The sequence below is a fragment of the Marinobacter sp. LV10R520-4 genome (assembly GCF_002563815.1).
In the GTDB taxonomy this organism is placed as follows: domain Bacteria; phylum Pseudomonadota; class Gammaproteobacteria; order Pseudomonadales; family Oleiphilaceae; genus Marinobacter.
In genome coordinates this window covers 2597567-2614683 of the sequence record NZ_PDJM01000001.1, presented here as the reverse complement: position 1 = coordinate 2614683, position 17117 = coordinate 2597567, and the positions used below count along the sequence as shown (strand labels likewise).

Genomic DNA, 17117 nt, shown 5'->3' with positions numbered 1-17117 from the left:
CGAACAAAGCCCTGAGCTGACCGGCAAATTCCAAAAGTGGCATTGTAATCGACGGCTTAGCTGCCGCGATTAAGGTACACGGCAGGTTAGCATAAAAAAGGCGGGCACCAAGGCCCGCCTTTTTATTTCCACGTACCTTCTATTTCCACGTACCTTCTATTTCCAGGTACTTTCTACTTTCAAAAGTACTTTCTACAAGGTGCTGTCTACAATCTACTACCTTAAGAACTAGCGCACACCAGACCTGCGCAGTGCTGCCGGCGTGTAATCACGGGACTGCCGCTGAATACCGAACTCGTAAGGGTTGGATTCTTCGTTGGTCAGGCCCAGCACCAGGTAGCGGCCAGAAAGCACATCGTAGATGGTTTCAATGGCGTACCATGGTACATCACGATCGTAGAACTGCAGAGCGTGGGCTTCTGACACCCTCCACAGTTCGCCGCGGCCGTCGTACTGGTCAATCACTGCTGCCTGCCAGGAATCTTCGTCAAAGTAGATGTCACGCTGGGCATAGATGTGGCGCTCGCCCTCTTTCAACGTAGCGCGCACATGCCATACCCGGTGCAGTTCATAACGGGCCAGTTCTTGGTTGATGTGGCCAGGCCGCACGATATCGGTGTACTTGAGGTTACGATCAAGCAGCTTGTAAGAGTTGTACGGAATGTACATTTCTTTTTTGCCTACCAGTTCCCAGTTGTAGCGGTCTGGGGCGCCGTTCATCATGTCCAGGTTATCAGAGGTACGCATGCCGTCAGACGCGGTGCCTGGGCCGTCATAGGCTACCTGAGGCGCACGGCGAACACGACGCTGGCCGGCGTTGTAAATCCACGCACGGCGGGGTTCGGCGACCTGGTCAATGGTTTCGTGCACCAGCAGCACGTTACCTGCCAACCGGGCCGGCCCTACGATGGCCTGTTTGAAGTAAAACAGCACGTTGGGGTCAAGGTTCTGGTTAGCATCTTCCAGGAAGGTGCGGTAGGTCAGCTCTTCTTGAAACCGCACTACGCTGAAATCACCGCTTTCTGTGGGTGTTACCTGGCCAATGTTACGCAGCACCGAGCCGCCGCGGTAACGGGTGATGTGGTTCCAGTAAACTTCCACGCCACTCTGTGGCATCGGGAAAGGCGTGCCGGCCTGGTAATTTTCCAGCCCGGAACCGCCTTCTTTCAATGCCACCGTGGTGGCATTGGCGCGGGTTTGGTCCTGCACGGCTTGCGGGTACGCCATGGTGCGGCGGGTTTGGTACACCGGAATCACGAAGTTGTCGTACTTTTCGATCATCGCCACCTGGCCCGGTGACAGATTATCGCGGTACTGATCCACGTTGCTGCGATCGATGGTGAATTCTGGCGTGTCTGACGGGAACGGATTGACGTAAATGCCATCGTTCTTGTAGCCAGCCGGCGGGGTAGTTAAACCGCCCGCGAAGATCGGAATAGCGCCGCCATTGCCAGCCACTTCGGCGCCCATAAGGGTCAACGTGTCGCCTAGTTTGGCGGCTTCGCTGTCTGACACTGCGGCAAATGCGTTCATGCTGAACAGCGATGCCGCAAGTATTCCGGTGGTCAGTAGTTTCTTGTTCAATTTCATAAATAATACCTCGCTAAACGAATAAGAGCCGGATTAGAACGAGTAGGAAACGCTCGCGCTGATGAAATCGCGGTCTCTGAATTCGTTATAGGGTTTGCCACCGAAGTAGTTGGTGTAGCTGACATCAGCACTGAGCTTGTTTTGATACACCGCCTCTAAGCCGAAGCCAATAGACTTGTTACCTTCGTTAAACGCGCCACCGGGTTGCGGGGCGTAGCCTTTCACATCGTGGCTCCACGCCAGACGCGGGTAAAGGTTTACGCCAGAGAATGCGTTGAGGTAATCCCACACGAAACGGGTGCGATAGCCCCAAGAGAAGTCTGTGGTGAAGCCTTCGTTTTCGCAGTAGGCGGGGTTGAGGTTAATTACCGGACACAGATCGTCCCAGCCCAGAAGATTATCCGCCAAAGGTACTGGTCCATTCCCGCTTAGTCCTGATCGACCATAACGGCCGGACAGACCGTGCACATAAACGGCGCCAACCTCATTGATCAGTGACATCCGACTTGCGCCCATTATCTGATCAAAGAACTTGATCAGAGTAAACTGAGCTTGGGACACATCGTAACGATCATAACCATCGACATCCTGTCCCGACAGTGCGCTTAAATTGGTGACTCCGGCTTCCCTCATCCTTTGTTTTGCCAACAAACTTACAGGGTCGCTCGATAATGAATTGAAGACAGCATTCCCTTGCGCTGTCGTGGGGTCGAGGCCTCCAGCAACAGCAACAGCCTGAGGCGTAAGTTGGAGACCGCCAGTAATTAGCTCGAAGGCATTTGCCTGGATCGGCATATCTTTGCGAAAGCTGTATTCAGCACCCAATGACCACCCACCCGGTGTGGTCGTATTAATGCTGATTCCATACAGATCGATATTTTCAGGATATTCAATAAAATATTGAGGATTCGTCCGCGAAAATGTGCCTTGGTTTACCACACCGCTAATATACGGCAGGCGACTGTTATACTGCGTATAATAAAGGCCGATCTCAGAATTATTCAAACTCGGCACATACCATCGCATCGCTACGCCAAACTGATCTTTACTGTCGGCTTCTCGGTCTCCCTCCCTTTGAAGAACCCGCGATGAGTCATTGGCGTTTTCTGCATCACTTCTGTCCCCCTCAAGCCAAACGGGCCCACAGCCATCAGCCACAAAATCTACTGTGGAGAAAAAAGTACCACAATCATCAATACGAGTTTTCTCCCAGTCGGTCTGAACGAAACCTTCAATAGTGACGTTTTCAGTAATACCCGCCGAAATATAGAACATTTCTACCGGTAGCAGCGCGTCTTTGAGCTCAGCGCCCGGCGCACGAAAAGCATTCACATCAATAGGATTGATCGTATTGATACCACCCGGAATAAAGGTGCTTTCACCCCAGCTGACCACCTGGTTGCCATAACGCGCGCTGACCGGCACATTGCCCAGATACCAGTCGGTAAAAATATAGGCGTCAAGAATTTCGCCACCAGAAGCGTTGTCGCTGCCATCCGAGCTCAGTGGCGCGAACTGACGATTTTCGTCTTTCAGTTCGAAATCATACCAATAGCGGCCACGCACCAACGCACCTACTCGGGTGAGCACACTGCTGTCGACATCGTAACTGAGGAACAGTTCGCTGTTGCCTTTGACAAGTTTGGAAACCGTATCGCCTCGATCAAAGTTCAGGTTGCCGTCGTCGTAGTTAGTCGAGGAAGCTGTACCTCCGTTACCAAGGCCCACCAGGCCCTTGTCACGGTTCTCGGTACGCCAGGTAGCACCTGCAGACAATGTGGTATTGAACTGGGCTTCTACGCCGCCCAATTTCTCTGAATCAAAGGTATAAGCTGAGGCATAACCGGAAAAGCCGGCCGCGATGGCAATCGCCAGCGGCAGTCGCTTCCAGATACGCGGCGCGTGTTGGTTTTTTATCATTAGGAGACTACTCCGTTTATTATTGTGTTCTTGCTGTAATAGCACTACCAGAATCACACTATACCAACGCTCTCTCCTGTTCTTATCAGTCAAAAGTATGATTTTCACTTTCATCCCCACTGCTTAGGCGTGGGCTTACCTCGCCTGACTATAGTCAACCTGCACGCAGTGGGCGTGATTATTATTTTTGCAGTTCATCCCAGGGGTGAACTGGCAATACCGCTTCGCTGACTTCTGATTCCATGCTGTCGCGGAAATAGTCCATGGCTTTTTCTGCTTCGCCGAGCTCGTCAAAACGGGCAATGTGGTAAATTGCCTCGCCCTCGTTCACCAACGGCAAATTATTCACGCAAATCACAATGCCGGAACAGGGAGAAATAATGGCGGTTTCCGAGGCCCCGAAAGGGTCAGCAACCATCGCCAGCTTTTGCCCTTTTCTAATTTTTTGCCCCAATTTGGCCACCGGGCGCATGATGCCGTCTATATCGGCCCTTACCCATTGGGAGCTGGCCGCGACTTCTGAGCGTTTGCGAGGCGGCTTTACACTCTTTTTGGCCGGGGTCATTTCCAGCTCACGCATTACCCGCAGCACGCCTTTAACACCACTTGCGATGACTACTTCGTCAAAGCGCAGAGCTTCACCGCCCTCATAGGTAATCACTGGAATATTCTGCGAATCGGCGTAGGCACGCAGGCTGCCGTCGCGCAGGCTTGCGTCTATAATCACCGGCGCCGCGAAGGCTTGGGCCATGCGGGCGGTTTCAGGGGTTTTTAGCTCGGCGCGAATCTGTGGCAGATTAAAACGATGTATGGCACCGGTGTGCAGGTCAATAATGTGGGTAACGTGCTCCATAATCTGGGTGCGTAGCAAGTACGCAATACGCCCGCCCAAAGAGCCGCTTTCGCTACCGGGAAAACAGCGGTTCAGATCACGCCGGTCTGGCAGGTAGCGGCTGCGCTGCACAAAGCCAAAGATATTAACAATGGGCACGGCTACCAAGGTGCCGCGCAAATTACGCAGTGCGGTGTTGATCAGCACCCGGCGCACAATTTCCACGCCGTTGATTTCATCGCCGTGAATGGCGCCACACACCATCAGTACCGGGCCTTCGCGGCGGCCGTGCACAATCTCCACCGAAATGTGCAAGGGCGTGTGGGTGTAGAGTTTGGCCACCTGAACTTCTATGGTCTGGCGGGTGCCGGGCTGAACCTGAATGCCGGCAATTTCAAAGGGAGCTCGTGCCATCGGTTATCCTCTGCCCCGGGTTTGTGTGCGGCTGGGGGCCTGATTTTTTTCAATCCAGCTTATGATCAAGCCGGCGACGTTTTTGCCGGTGGCATTTTCAATACCTTCAAGCCCAGGCGAGGAGTTTACTTCCATCACCAGCGGCCCGCGGGACGAGCGCAGCAGGTCTACACCGGCCACGTTCAGGCCCATGGCCTTGGCGGCGGTGATGGCGGTGCGGCGTTCTTCCGGCGTAATCCGAATCAGCGAGGCGGTGCCGCCGCGGTGCAGGTTAGAGCGGAACTCACCGTCGGCGCCCTGGCGCTTCATGGCGGCGATGACTTTGTCGCCGATTACAAAGCAGCGAATGTCGGCGCCGCCGGCTTCCTTGATGAACTCCTGCACCAGTATGTCGGCTTTCAGGCCCATAAAGGCTTCAATGACGCTTTCCGCAGCGGTGCGTGTTTCCGCCAGCACCACGCCAATGCCCTGGGTGCCTTGCAGCAGTTTGATGACCACCGGGGCGCCGCCTACCATTTTCAGCAGGTCAGGAACGCTATCGGGCTTGTTGGCAAAACCGGTGACGGGCATGCCAACGCCTTTGCGGGCTAACAGCTGCAGCGAGCGCAGTTTGTCGCGGGAGCGGGTAATGGCCACCGATTCGTTCACCGGAAACGTGCCCATCATTTCAAACTGACGCAGTACCGCAGTGCCGTAGAAGGTGACCGAGGCGCCGATACGAGGAATAACAACGTCAAAATCTTCCAGTACCTGCTGGTGATAATGAATCGCCGGATTTGCCGAGGTAATGTTCATGGAGCAGTGCAGGCAGTCAATTACCCGCACCTCGTGGCCGCGGTTGACTCCTTCCTCCACCAGCCGGCGGGTAGAATACAATTTGCGGTTACGGGATAGCACGGCAATTTTCATGATTCGTTCCTCAATGTCGGTTGCCCGGCCAGGTAAGATGCTTCCGGACAAACGGTGGCTCGGCCCGCCATAGCGGTACGGCCAATCAACATGCGAAAACGCATGGAGTCCCGGTTGGTGAGTGTCATTTCTATGGGCCAGCTCTGGTTGCCCACCACCACGGTGGTTTCAACCACCAGCCGCGATTCTTTGTGGCCGCCGGAGTCGGACACGTTGCGTTCATCCAGCACCCGCGCGTCGCACTCAATCACCTCTTGCAGGTCATTCTGTGTCGGGTGCACCCAGAACTTTACCCGGCGCTCGCCGTTTTTGGTGTAGGGTTCGGTGCGGAATGTGTGCAGGCAGGATGTACGGGCACCGGTGTCTACCTTGGCTTTGATACGACCAATGCCCAAATCAGGCAAAGCCACCCATTCGCGCCAACCCAGGCGCACATGTTCAGTTTCAGCTGTCTTTGTGGACATCTGGTTGTTCCTTTTCTGACAAATTTTGCGGCGCCATCAGCTGCACACGGAAAGGTTCTGAGTAAAAGGCTAGCCATTTTGAAAGTCAACCGAATATCCGGTCCAGAGTGCGCACAAAGCGCCCGCGGCTGACGTGTTCCCGGGCCGGGCCCAGGGGTTCGCAGGGGCCGGTTGAGAATATTAACCGGGGTAACGGCACAGCGGTTAGTAAGGCCGAATAACCGTTGGGCGGTCCGCCATGGCGGGAACATAGGTCACCATTTCGGCATCGTTGTTACGGATGAAATGCTGCACTGGTATGTCTGACGATGGCAGTGAGTGGCCCAGGCTATGATGCTGGGTTTCGCCAGATTTCAGGGTGTACGGGCTGGCCCACAGACCGTCATCATTGCTGGACTTCCAGCGCTAGTCAGCGGCCAGAGCTCGCTCTGCGGGCTGTTTCATACGCCGTTATATTCCTGTTTTGTCAGTCGCCATGTTGCGCTCACTTTGACATCCTCCCCGCCCTGAAAGAGGGGGATTCCTACTGCGCTCAGGCGTGGCATTGAGCCACCCTTGAGTCGCTTCGGTGGGTTCCTGTTGCTGACGGCATTACCGCACCGTTCACTTCACAGGCTAACCGGGCATGACCTGCCCTTAAAATATTGATTGCGGCGTTGAGGTCTGCATTTTCAGCATACCCACATTCGACACATTCGAATTGCGATTGAGTCTTGCAATTCTCTGCACAAATATGACCGCAGGCCGGATTTGGCTTTTACGCTTCGCCTTGGTGCCTCAAGTGTGCCGCTTGCTGACTTGCTCATATTCGTGACGTTCAGATCTTCGATGACGACCACCGCGTGGTTTTTGCTGATGATGTTCGAGATCTTGTGGAGAAAGTCATTGCGGGTATGAGCAACCCGTTGATACAACTTGGTGATACGGGCCTTCGCCTTTTTCCAATTGCGGCTGAATTTGACCTTGCGGCTCATGCGTCGCTGATACGTTGCCATCTTCGCAGCGCGGGTACGCAGCGCATTGACCGGCTCGAACATCGTGCCGTCAGAGAGCGTCGCACAAGTACGAGAATTCCTGCTTCCACGCTGGCAGCCAATTATTCATGCCAAAGCTGTTGGTGAATTTTTCACCGGCCGTATGTAGCTCTTGCTGACGATTCAAAGCCAAATTCCAAATCTTGCGAGCATTACCCGCGTACTGACGCATGGCGCGGATTTGCTCACCGTTTGGCTCAATCTGAAATTTGAATGCTTGAAGGCGTTTCATAGCTCAATTATGGTTGGTCCATGGAAAAAAACAATGATATTAGGCACGGGCGGCACTGCGTTTTTAGGGAAGAAAAAGTACGAGACACTTAAGAAAAAGTTATGGGGTAATGCCTTATGGTCGCCGTCTTACTTCGCTGGTAGTTGTGGTGGTGCACCCATTAGCATTATTCGCCAGTACATTGAGCAGCAGCAAACGCCGGAATGAGAATGTTGCTAACGAGAGGGACACCTGCGGTGTCCGCGCTATTCATCCCCGGCCTGACGGCCGAGGTTTTCCGCGCATTCCGATAAACGCATGATTTTATTGGATGCACGAGGTGTAATTACCCGTATGGTTAGCTCTGCCCAACCCCTTTACCCATACTCAGGAGACACCATGACTCAGCTGGTCTGGTTCCGTAACGACCTTAGAGCCGCCGACAATCCGGCCCTGGCCGCCGCCTGCCAGAGCGCTGCGCAATCATCCGGCGAGCCGGTTGAAGCCTGCTTTATAGTCACTACAGAGCAATGGCTTAGCCACGACTGGTCGGCGGCCAAAGTGCGCCTGATGTTAGACCACGCCGATGCGCTGGCACAAGAACTGGCCAAGCTGGGCATTGCCCTGAGTTTTTTGCGGGCCGCAGACTTTGAGCAGTCGCTGGATACGCTGGAAGCGTTTTGCCGCGAGCACAAGATTAGCCAGGTTCATTTTAACGAAGAATACGGCGTAAACGAGCGCCGCCGCGACAAAGCTCTGAAACCGCGACTGGACGCGCTTGGGGTTAAGGTCAGCAAGTACCGTGACCAGGCTGCCGTGCCGGTGGGTGAGGTGCTGACCCAACAAAGCGAGCCCTATTCGGTGTTCACGCCGTTTTCCCGGCGCTGGCGCAGCTGGCAGGAAGAACAGCAGCCGGCTTTGTTAGCGGTGCCGAAGAAAATAGGCGAAGCGATAACAGGCACCGACGTTAAAAACAGCAGCAGCGTGATTTTGAAAAAAGAAGTGGGTGAGCTGTTTGGCGAAGCACCGCCGGCGCTGGTGGCCACGGGGGAGAACGCCGCCCACGATGCCCTACAGGATTTTTTGCAGGAGCGGGCGGGTGATTACAAGACAGACCGCGACTTTCCCGCGATTGAGGGCACCAGCAAACTGTCGCCTTACCTGGCCATAGGTGCGTTGTCTGGCCGCCAGTGTGTGCAGGCGGCGTGGCAACTGAAGCAGTCTATGGGCAGCTCTCTTGGCAAGACGGCCGACGCCGAGGAAGGGTTTTTCACCTGGGTAACCGAGCTGGCCTGGCGCGACTTTTACATTCATATTCTTTACCACTGCCCGCGGGTGAGTATGCACCGGGCGTTCAAGCCCGAAACCGAAGCCCTACACTGGAACACCGCCGACGAGCATTTCGAAGCCTGGAAAAATGGTCGAACAGGCATACCGATGGTAGACGCCGCCATGCGCCAACTCAACGCCACCGGCTGGATGCACAACCGTCTGCGGATGGTGGCGGCGATGTTTCTGACCAAAAACCTGTTTATTGACTGGCGCCGGGGCGAGGCCTATTTCATGTCGAAACTGGCAGATGGCTACCTGCCGTCGAACAATGGTGGCTGGCAGTGGAGTGCGTCTACCGGCACCGATGCGTCGCCTTACTTCCGGGTTTTTAACCCCATGACCCAGGGCGAACGCTTTGATGCAGACGGCGAGTTTATTCGCCACTGGGTGCCGGAACTGGCGAAGCTGGACAGCAAGCGGGTTCATAATCCGGGTAAAGGCGGGGTGATACCTGGGGGGTATCCCAGGCCGATTGTGGATTTGAAGGAGAGTCGGAAAGAGGCGATAGCGCGGTTTCAGGCGTTGCGGGACTAACGAGAAATCTGGAACAGAAAAAGCGGGGACGGATTCGAAATCCGTCCCCTAATCGCAACCCCTAACCGGGGACAGACTTGAAGTCTGTCCCCTACTTGGTTGAAGTCTGTCCCCTACTTGGTAGAAGTCTGTCCCCTATCTGTTACTGCACACCGGGCAAGCGGGATCTTTGGCCAGCTTCATTTCGCGCCATTCCATGCGCCAGGCGTCGACAATCAACAGGCGGCCGACCAGGGTTTTGCCCACGCCGCTGATGACTTTTATCGCTTCCATCGCCTGGGCGGCGCCGATCATGCCCACCAGCGGGGCGATTACGCCGGCCTCGGAGCAGGTCAGGTCTTCATTGCCTTGTTCCGGATACAGGCAGTGGTAGCACGGCGACTGCGGCTGGCGGCTGTCGTACACGCTGATCTGACCTTCGCCACGGATGGCTGCACCAGACACCAGCGGTACGCCGGCTTTCACGCAGGCCCGGTTCAGGGCGAAGCGGGTGTTGAAGTTGTCGCAGCAATCCAGCACCAGACTTGCTTGTGCCACAGGTGCGTCAAAATCTTCGTTCTCCAGCCGCTGGCGAATCACGTCTACCGTTATTAACGGGTTTATACCGCGAATGCGATCAGCCAGCCGCTCGGCTTTGGACTCACCCAGCTGGGCGGTTTCAAAGGCGATTTGACGTTGCAAGTTAGCTACTTCAATGTGGTCGTCGTCTACCAGGGTCAGGTGCCCTACTCCGGCTGCGCCCAGGTAAAGTGCTACGGGGCAGCCCAGGCCGCCGGAGCCCACTATTAATACGCGCGCGGATTTCAGCGCCTGCTGGCCGGCAATGTCAAAATTCGGCATTAGAATCTGGCGGCTGTAACGTAATAGTTCGTCGTCAGTTAGCATGGTGGGCTCCGTTGACAGATCGGGGACGGATTTCGGTTTTTAGATAAGGGACAGATTTGAAATCTGTCCCTGTCTTGGGAGAAAGCGGGGACGGATTTGAAATCCGTCCCCTACCTGGCCTGGCCGAGAGTCATTCGGTCATTGCGGCCGTAATCCTGACGGCTGTGTACCTGGTCAAAACCCTGTTGCTGAAGCAATGCCTGCACCGCCTGTGTCTGATCATAACCGTGCTCTAGCAGCAGCCAGCCGCCAGCGTTCAGCCAACTGGGCGCGGCGGCCACGATATGGCGGATATCATCCAGGCCATCGGCACCCGATACCAGCGCAGAGGCCGGCTCGAAACGAACGTCGCCTTCACTCAGGTGATGATCGGTGCTGGCAATATACGGCGGATTAGATACGATTAAATCAAAACAGAGAGCCGCGAGCTGGTCGAACCAATGGCTTTTCACCACCTGAATTGACAGATTCAGCGCCGCTGCGTTGCTCTGCGCCAAGGCTACAGCGTCATCTATAAGGTCACTGGCGATTATATTCCAATCAGGCCGTTCACTGGCCAGCGCCAGGGCAATGGCGCCAGTGCCCGTGCCCAAATCCAGAACCCGCGCCTGGGCTGGCAGATCCAGGGTCAGGGCGTGTTCGACCACGCATTCAGTATCGGGCCTTGGAATCAGCGTGGCAGCGCTTACCTGCAACGGCAATGACCAGAACTCCTGCTGCCCCAGCACATAAGCAACGGGCTCGCCGGTTGCGCGTTTGCTTACAAGCTGCTGAAACGCGGCCGCTTGCACCTGGCTGACCTGTTGTTCGGGAAAGGCGCGAAAGCGGGTTCGGGACCACCCGGTTACCTGGGCCAGTAACAGCTCGGCGTCTAGCTGTGGCGAGTCACTGCCGATGCGGCTTGCGGCGGCCCGTAGCAAATCGTCACAGCGTAAAGTGGCCGGGTCGAAAGTGGCGGGGCCGAAAGCGCCTGGATTAAAAGCACCGGGGTCGTCAGCAGAATCAGCGGTCATCGGCCAGTGCAGCCAGCAGCTCGGCTTGGTGTTCTTGCAGCAATGGCTTGACCACCGAATCCAGATCGCCGGCAATCACTTCATCCAGCTTGTACAGGGTCAAATTAATGCGGTGATCAGTCACCCGGCTTTGGGGAAAGTTGTAGGTGCGAATGCGCTCGGAACGGTCGCCGCTGCCCACCAGGCTCTTGCGGGTTTCAGCCATGCTCTGATGGGCACGTTCGGTTTCAATGTTCTGTAAGCGCGAAGCCAGAAGGCTCATGGCCTTGGCACGGTTTTTATGCTGAGAGCGCTCTTCCTGGCATTCCACCACCATGCCACTTGGCAGGTGGGTAATGCGGATGGCAGAGTCGGTTTTGTTAACGTGCTGGCCGCCGGCACCAGAGGCGCGAAAGGTGTCTATTCGCAAGTCGCCTTTGTTGATTTCTACGGCTTCAGTTTCGTCGGCTTCCGGCATAACAGCCACCGTGCAAGCCGAGGTGTGAATGCGGCCCTGAGATTCGGTTTCCGGTACCCTTTGCACACGATGCACACCGGATTCGAATTTCAGCGTGCCGTAAACGCCACTGCCTGCCACCCGTGCAATCACTTCTTTGTAACCGCCGTGTTCACCGTCGCTGGCGCTGAGAATTTCCACCTGCCAACGCCGGCGTTCGGCAAAACGGCTGTACATGCGAAACAGGTCGCCGGCAAATATGGCGGCTTCGTCGCCGCCGGTACCGGCGCGCACTTCCAGAAACACGTTTTTGCCGTCATTCGGGTCTTTCGGCAGCATCAGGCCTTGCAGTTCTGCGTCCAGCCCTTCGCTGGCTTGCTGGGCGGTGTGCAGTTCGTCTTCCGCCATTTCACGCATGTCGGCGTCGCCGTCTTTGCACATTTCGCGGGCTTCATTGATGTCCACAAGAGAGTGCTGCCAGGCCTGAAAGCACTGCACCACCGGCTCTATTTCGGCGTATTCACGGGACAGCTCGCGAAATTTGTTCTGGTTGGCAATCACGCCGGCATCGCTGAGCAAGGCACTGACTTCTTCAAAACGTTCAACAAGCTGTTCAAGGCGAGACTGAATAGACGGCTTCATATTTTTCCAACGGGGGTCTTATGGTCGGTTTCTTCTGCATCAAGCTGGTGCAATTCCCGCAACCATTCGGTGACCTCGGTGCGCCCGGCGGTGGTGGCCTTGCGTACCTGGATTGACGGTTGGTGTAGCAACTTGTTGGTAATACCACGGGCCAGGCTGCGCATCACGGTTTCCGGATCGGCGCCGTTGCGCAAGGAGCGCAGCGCTTTTTCGGTTTCGGCATCGCGCAGGTCTTCGGCTCGCCGGCGGAACTGCTTCAGGGTAAATACGGCGTCCAGTGCGCGCAGCTGGTTCAGAAATTCCTGCACACCCAGGTCAATCAGGTTTTCGGCTTCCCGGGCGGCGCCCTCGCGGGAGCGAATGTTCTCTTCAATCACCTGGCGCAGGTCATCAACGGTGTAAAGATACACGTCGTCGAGCTCGGCCACTTCCGGCTCTATGTCCCGCGGTACCGCAATATCCACCATGAAAAAGGGCTGGTGTTTGCGCTTTTTCAGGGCCCGCTCCACGGTGCCTTTGCCCAAAACAGGCAGCGGGCTGGCGGTGGACGAGATAATAATATCCACTTCGTGCAGATGTTCGGCAATGTCAGATAGCAGTATGCCCCTACCGCCGTGGACCTGAGCCAAGGTTTGCGCCCGCTCCAGGGTGCGGTTGGCCACCAGGAAATCTTTTACGCCGGCGTCTGCCAGGTGGCGGGCAACCAGTTCGATGGTTTTACCAGCGCCGATCAGCAGCGCTTTGTTGCGCGACATATCGGCAAATATGCGGTTGGCCATGCTGACCGCGGCGTAGGCAACAGACACCGGATTTTCGCCAATAGCGGTTTGGGTGCGAACCCGCTTGGCTACCGAGAAGGTGTGCTCGAACAAGCGTGCCAGGAAAGAGCCACAGGCTTTGTGTTCCCGCGCCAGGGCATAAGCGTCTTTAAGCTGCCCCAGTATCTGCGGCTCCCCTAAAACCATGGAGTCCAGCCCGGCCGACACCCGCATCAGGTGGCGCACCGCCTCGCTGTCATGATGGACGTATATTACGTCTTCCAGATCGCCGGCATCGACGTTGTGAAAACCGGCCAACCAGCGCAATATCAAAGGAGCACAATCGTCGTCAGCTGCCAGGTAAATTTCGGTGCGGTTACAGGTAGAAAGGATGGCCGCCTCGGTTGCTCCGGCAGCCGCGCGCAGCTCTGCAAAGGCCTCGGCCATGCGCTCAGGGGTGAAGGCCACCCGTTCGCGGATTGCCACAGGCGCCGTGCGATGATTAATACCCAGCGTTACCAGTGCCATTTTGTGATTCAACACCCCTGCGCGCTTTGCGATTAATGAAATTTTAATATTACCGGTATTTTAACGTTCTGAAGGCCGCGCTGCCACCCATAAGCCTTGAGCTGCGGCAAGTGCGGACACGTTAGGCAACATCTGGCGGTTGTGCCATTATAAGGTTTTGGCGCTCCACGTCGGATTTTACGCCTGCTTAACATACGGAATTTTGCATGCAAACATTCTTTTTCGGGCTCTTTTATCGCGCAGTTGATGGCAATCGCCATTCCACTCGCCATTCCACTCGCCACTCTACTCGCCATCGCAACCTTCCCCGCGCTCTGGCCGCCGGCCTGCTGGGCCTGGCGATTTCGGGCTGCAGCAGCCTTTCGGGCTTTGACGACGCCAATCCAGACATGGATGCCGCCGAATCGAATGCCTCGGTGCCCGCCGCTGAGGAAACCAACTCTACGCCGGTGTACGGGGATTTCGAGCCAGAAGTTCTGTACCTGCTGACCTCTGCGGAAATTGCGGCCCAACGCGGTCGCTATGATATCACTTTGGGCCACTACGTGCGGGCCGCCCAGGTGTCCCGTGATGTCGGCGTTATTGAACGGGCAACCCGCATCGCCCAATCCCTGAACAGCGACAACGCTCAGCAGGAGCTGGTGAAGTTGTGGCTGGAAGTAGACCCCGACAGCATCGAAGCCCATCGCTCCGCCGCCATTCAGGCGGTAAAAAATAATGACCTGACACTGGCGCTGGTGCATATGGAGCGCATTATGGAACTCGGCGGCGACGCCGACTTTGACAGCCTGGCAGCCATGACAGCCAGCCTTTCGGCTGAGCGCCAGCAGAAGTTGTTGTCGCTGTACCTGGATTTGGCTGAGCGCCACAGCGACAACCCAGAGCTGGAATACAGCATTGCCCTATTGATGAAAATACGCGACATGCCGCAGTCGGCCATGGCGCGCCTGCAAACGCTGCTGGATAAACACCCCACTTTTCAACCAGCCATTATTCTGAAAGGGGACCTTCTGTACGGCAGCGACCAAAAACGCGCCGCGCTTGACCACCTGATGACCAACACCCGGCGCTTTCCCGGCAACCGACAAATGGGCGCTCTGTATGGCCGCATGCTGGTTAACGAGGGCGAGCTGCAAGCCGCGCAAGACGAATTCGAGCGACTGGTGAACCGCTACCCGGATATGTCTGAGCTGCGCCTGTCCCACGCGCTGGTGGCGATTGAAAACCAGCAAGGAGACATCGCCCGCAAAGAGCTGACGTTTTTGCTGAACCGTGGCCAGCAAGCCCCTGAAGCAAACTATTATTTAGGCCGACTGGCAGACAATGAAAACCGCTTTGCACAGGCGATTAATTTCTATCAGGCCGTGGGCGATGGCGTTTATTACCTGCCCGCCCAAGCCAGAGCCAGCACTTTGTTGGCTGAAACCGGCGAGCTGAAGCAAGCGGTTGATGCCATTCAGCGACTACGCCAAACCAATCCAGGCCGCTCCGAAGCGCTGTGGATGATTGAAATCAACCTGCTGCTAGAGCAGGGCCAACAGCAGCAGGCCACCGCCGCCATTGACCAGGCGCTGCTGCAACATCCGGACAATATCCAGATTCGTTACGCTCGTGCCATGCTGATGGACAGCCAGGGCAATACCGAAGAAGCGGTGCAAGACCTGGAGCAGATTGTGCGCGACGACGTCGACAACGCGGTGGCTTTGAATGCACTCGGGTACATTCTGACCATTCGCACCGAGCGCCTTTTTGAGGCCCGACAGTTGATTGGGCGAGCGCTGGAGCTTGCGCCCGAAAACCCGGCCATTCTCGACAGCATGGGCTGGCTACTGTACCGCGAAGGCAAATTGCAACAGGCTCTGGATTACCTGTCCCGCGCCTGGGCCGCCTTCCCGGACCCCGAAGTAGCCGCCCATTACGGCGAAGTCTTGTGGATGACCGGCGCCGACGAGCAGGCACGTATTATCTGGGAGCAGGGGCTAAAACAGGACCCACAGCACGAAGTATTGCTGGAAACCATTGAACGGGTAGGCTCGCAGCCGGCACCCAATACCGACACTGTTGATGCTACGGCTGGCGAATAACCGTGTTTTTTTTAACCTTGACCAAAGCGTGGCTTCGCCACACTGTTTTAATGCTTGTGCTGGCTACGCTGAGCGCCTGTAGCACGATTATTCTGGAGCCCTTACCGGAAGGCCTGACCGACCAGCCTCCCACCTCCTGGCCAGACACCGTGCGCCAGCGGCAGAATCTTAATCACTGGCAACTGACCGGCAAGCTTGCCGTTAAGCAGCCTTCAGACAGCGGTAGCGCGCTGATTAACCAATGGGTACAACACAACGAAGACTATGACCTGACCCTGTCTTCTGCTTTTTTGGGCATGGGCCGCACTCGGCTTAAAGGCTCACCCGACTTTATCGAACTGACACTGGCCGATGGCGAGCGTTACCAATCCGCTGAACCAGACGAGCTGGTACTGGCGGCAACGGGCTGGCGCTTGCCATTGAACCAGCTGACCTGGTGGGTGCGGGGTTTAACCGCGCCCGATGGCGACTTCCGCCTGCTGTTCGACAGCACCGGGGAACTGGTGGCTATTCGCCAGAGCGGCTGGCATATCCAATACGACCGCTGGTACAGCGCCAGCGCCGAACTGCCGGCACTGCCCGCCCGCATCACTGCAACCAAGGGCGAGAAGCGCGTGCGCATGGCGATCACTGACTGGCAGGCGCTTTAATGATGACGAGCATTACCTTGCCAGCGCCGGCAAAGCTGAATCTGTTTTTGCACATCAATGGCCGCCGCGCCGACGGTTACCATCTGCTTCAAACCCTGTTCCAGTTTCTGGACTACGGCGATGAACTGACTTTTGAGCTGACGCCCTATAAGCCCGGCATACGCCTGGCGCAATCGATGCCCGGGATAGCCGATGCGGACAACCTGATTATCAAGGCGGCTCTCGCATTGGCCGGGGACGCGCTGTGGCAGTTGCCCGGTGTAACCATCAGTATCTGCAAGAAACTGCCCATGGGCGGTGGCTTGGGCGGCGGAAGTTCTAACGCCGCAACCACCCTGCTGGCGTTGAATCACCTGTGGCAGCTTGGCCATGACGAAGACGCTCTGGCAGAAATGGGCCTGAAATTGGGCGCCGATGTACCGGTTTTTGTACGCGGTCACGCAGCCATCGGCGAAGGCGTCGGTGAACAGCTGACGCCTGCAAACCCGCCACAAGACTGGTTCGTGGTGCTCAAGCCCGAATGTGACATTCAGACCGCCAAGATTTTTTCAGCAAAAGGGTTGACAAGGAACACTCCAAAAATGACAATGGCGCCCGCTTTTGAGGGAGACGCCTCGAGGTACAAAAACGACTGTGAAGCAACGGTTCGCGAACTGTATCCTGATGTCGCCAGAAGCCTGGATTGGCTTTCGCAATTCGGACCTGCAAGATTAACCGGAACAGGGGCTTGCATTTTTGGCCGTTTCCCGACAGAATCCGCAGCCCGGATTATCTGGGAAAGCAGACCCTCCGGCATCAAGGGTTTCGTAGCTAGAGGGGTGAATCATTCACCTCTACACCAGAAACTAGCAGAGTTAAAATGATGCCAAATAAGCACGACA

17 protein-coding genes are annotated in these 17117 nt (G+C 56.1%); 5 read left to right on the top strand and 12 right to left on the bottom strand.

The features are described 5' to 3' along the window. Positions 1-228: 228 nt before the first annotated feature. The 8 genes from ATG98_RS12665 to ATG98_RS22400 all read right to left on the bottom strand — a co-directional run bounded on the left by ATG98_RS12665 (position 229) and on the right by ATG98_RS22400 (position 7335). On the bottom strand, positions 229-1590 hold the full coding sequence (locus tag ATG98_RS12665) for a DUF1329 domain-containing protein (RefSeq protein WP_098421404.1): 1362 nt from the start codon (positions 1588-1590) through the stop codon (positions 229-231). Between the two features lie 33 nt (positions 1591-1623). Further along, positions 1624-3510 (bottom strand): DUF1302 domain-containing protein, encoded by a 1887-nt coding sequence (locus ATG98_RS12660; protein ID WP_098421403.1) that lies wholly within the window; start codon positions 3508-3510, stop codon positions 1624-1626. Between the two features lie 181 nt (positions 3511-3691). Further along, positions 3692-4756 (bottom strand): succinylglutamate desuccinylase/aspartoacylase family protein, encoded by a 1065-nt coding sequence (locus ATG98_RS12655; RefSeq protein WP_098421402.1) that lies wholly within the window; start codon positions 4754-4756, stop codon positions 3692-3694. Between the two features lie 3 nt (positions 4757-4759). Next, a complete protein-coding gene (rimK, locus tag ATG98_RS12650; RefSeq protein ID WP_098421401.1) occupies positions 4760-5665 on the bottom strand; it encodes a 30S ribosomal protein S6--L-glutamate ligase in 906 nt (301 codons plus the stop codon). Further along, the gene (locus ATG98_RS12645; protein ID WP_098421400.1) at positions 5662-6129 is read right to left on the bottom strand and encodes an ATP-dependent zinc protease; all 468 of its coding nucleotides are present in this window, start codon (positions 6127-6129) and stop codon (positions 5662-5664) included. Before ATG98_RS12645 ends, rimK begins: the two co-directional genes overlap by 4 nt. Before the next feature lie 532 nt (positions 6130-6661). After that, positions 6662-6862, bottom strand: a complete 201-nt coding sequence (locus tag ATG98_RS22410) for a zinc ribbon domain-containing protein (protein ID WP_228706268.1) — start codon at positions 6860-6862, stop codon at positions 6662-6664. After that, positions 6801-7166 (bottom strand): transposase, encoded by a 366-nt coding sequence (locus tag ATG98_RS22405; protein ID WP_267283838.1) that lies wholly within the window; start codon positions 7164-7166, stop codon positions 6801-6803. Before ATG98_RS22405 ends, ATG98_RS22410 begins: the two co-directional genes overlap by 62 nt. A 7-nt stretch (positions 7167-7173) precedes the next feature. After that, positions 7174-7335 (bottom strand): helix-turn-helix domain-containing protein, encoded by a 162-nt coding sequence (locus ATG98_RS22400; protein WP_267283862.1) that lies wholly within the window; start codon positions 7333-7335, stop codon positions 7174-7176. 69 nt (positions 7336-7404) lie between these two features. Here ATG98_RS22400 and ATG98_RS22395 point away from each other — a divergent pair, with 69 nt between their 5' ends. Both ATG98_RS22395 and phrB read left to right on the top strand, forming a co-directional pair. Further along, complete coding sequence (locus tag ATG98_RS22395) at positions 7405-7602, top strand: transposase (protein WP_416376576.1); 198 nt, start codon at positions 7405-7407, stop codon at positions 7600-7602. Positions 7603-7773: 171 nt separating this feature from the next. Continuing rightward, complete coding sequence (gene phrB, locus ATG98_RS12625) at positions 7774-9240, top strand: deoxyribodipyrimidine photo-lyase (protein WP_098423348.1); 1467 nt, start codon at positions 7774-7776, stop codon at positions 9238-9240. A gap of 135 nt (positions 9241-9375) precedes the next feature. On the opposite strand, the gene ATG98_RS12620 is transcribed toward phrB, so the two are convergent. From ATG98_RS12620 to hemA, 4 genes are all read right to left on the bottom strand, one after another. Then, complete coding sequence (locus tag ATG98_RS12620; protein WP_098423346.1) at positions 9376-10125, bottom strand: molybdopterin-synthase adenylyltransferase MoeB; 750 nt, start codon at positions 10123-10125, stop codon at positions 9376-9378. Positions 10126-10235: 110 nt separating this feature from the next. Further along, entirely contained in the window at positions 10236-11138 is a 903-nt protein-coding gene (prmC, locus tag ATG98_RS12615; protein WP_228706124.1) for a peptide chain release factor N(5)-glutamine methyltransferase, read from the bottom strand. Then, a complete protein-coding gene (prfA, locus tag ATG98_RS12610; RefSeq protein ID WP_098423345.1) occupies positions 11128-12216 on the bottom strand; it encodes a peptide chain release factor 1 in 1089 nt (362 codons plus the stop codon). The genes prmC and prfA overlap by 11 nt, the downstream gene beginning before the upstream one ends. Further along, on the bottom strand, positions 12213-13502 hold the full coding sequence (hemA, locus tag ATG98_RS12605) for a glutamyl-tRNA reductase (RefSeq protein WP_098424441.1): 1290 nt from the start codon (positions 13500-13502) through the stop codon (positions 12213-12215). Before hemA ends, prfA begins: the two co-directional genes overlap by 4 nt. A 206-nt stretch (positions 13503-13708) precedes the next feature. Here hemA and ATG98_RS12600 point away from each other — a divergent pair, with 206 nt between their 5' ends. The 3 genes from ATG98_RS12600 to ispE are packed head-to-tail and all read left to right on the top strand — an operon-like array spanning position 13709 to position 17099. Next, positions 13709-15586 carry a tetratricopeptide repeat protein gene (locus ATG98_RS12600; protein ID WP_098423343.1) on the top strand — a complete coding sequence of 626 codons (1878 nt, stop codon included), beginning with the start codon at positions 13709-13711 and terminating at the stop codon, positions 15584-15586. A gap of 50 nt (positions 15587-15636) precedes the next feature. Further along, entirely contained in the window at positions 15637-16236 is a 600-nt protein-coding gene (gene lolB, locus ATG98_RS12595; RefSeq protein WP_179888295.1) for a lipoprotein insertase outer membrane protein LolB, read from the top strand. After that, the gene (gene ispE / locus ATG98_RS12590) at positions 16236-17099 is read left to right on the top strand and encodes a 4-(cytidine 5'-diphospho)-2-C-methyl-D-erythritol kinase (protein ID WP_098421394.1); all 864 of its coding nucleotides are present in this window, start codon (positions 16236-16238) and stop codon (positions 17097-17099) included. Before lolB ends, ispE begins: the two co-directional genes overlap by 1 nt. Positions 17100-17117: the final 18 nt, after the last annotated feature.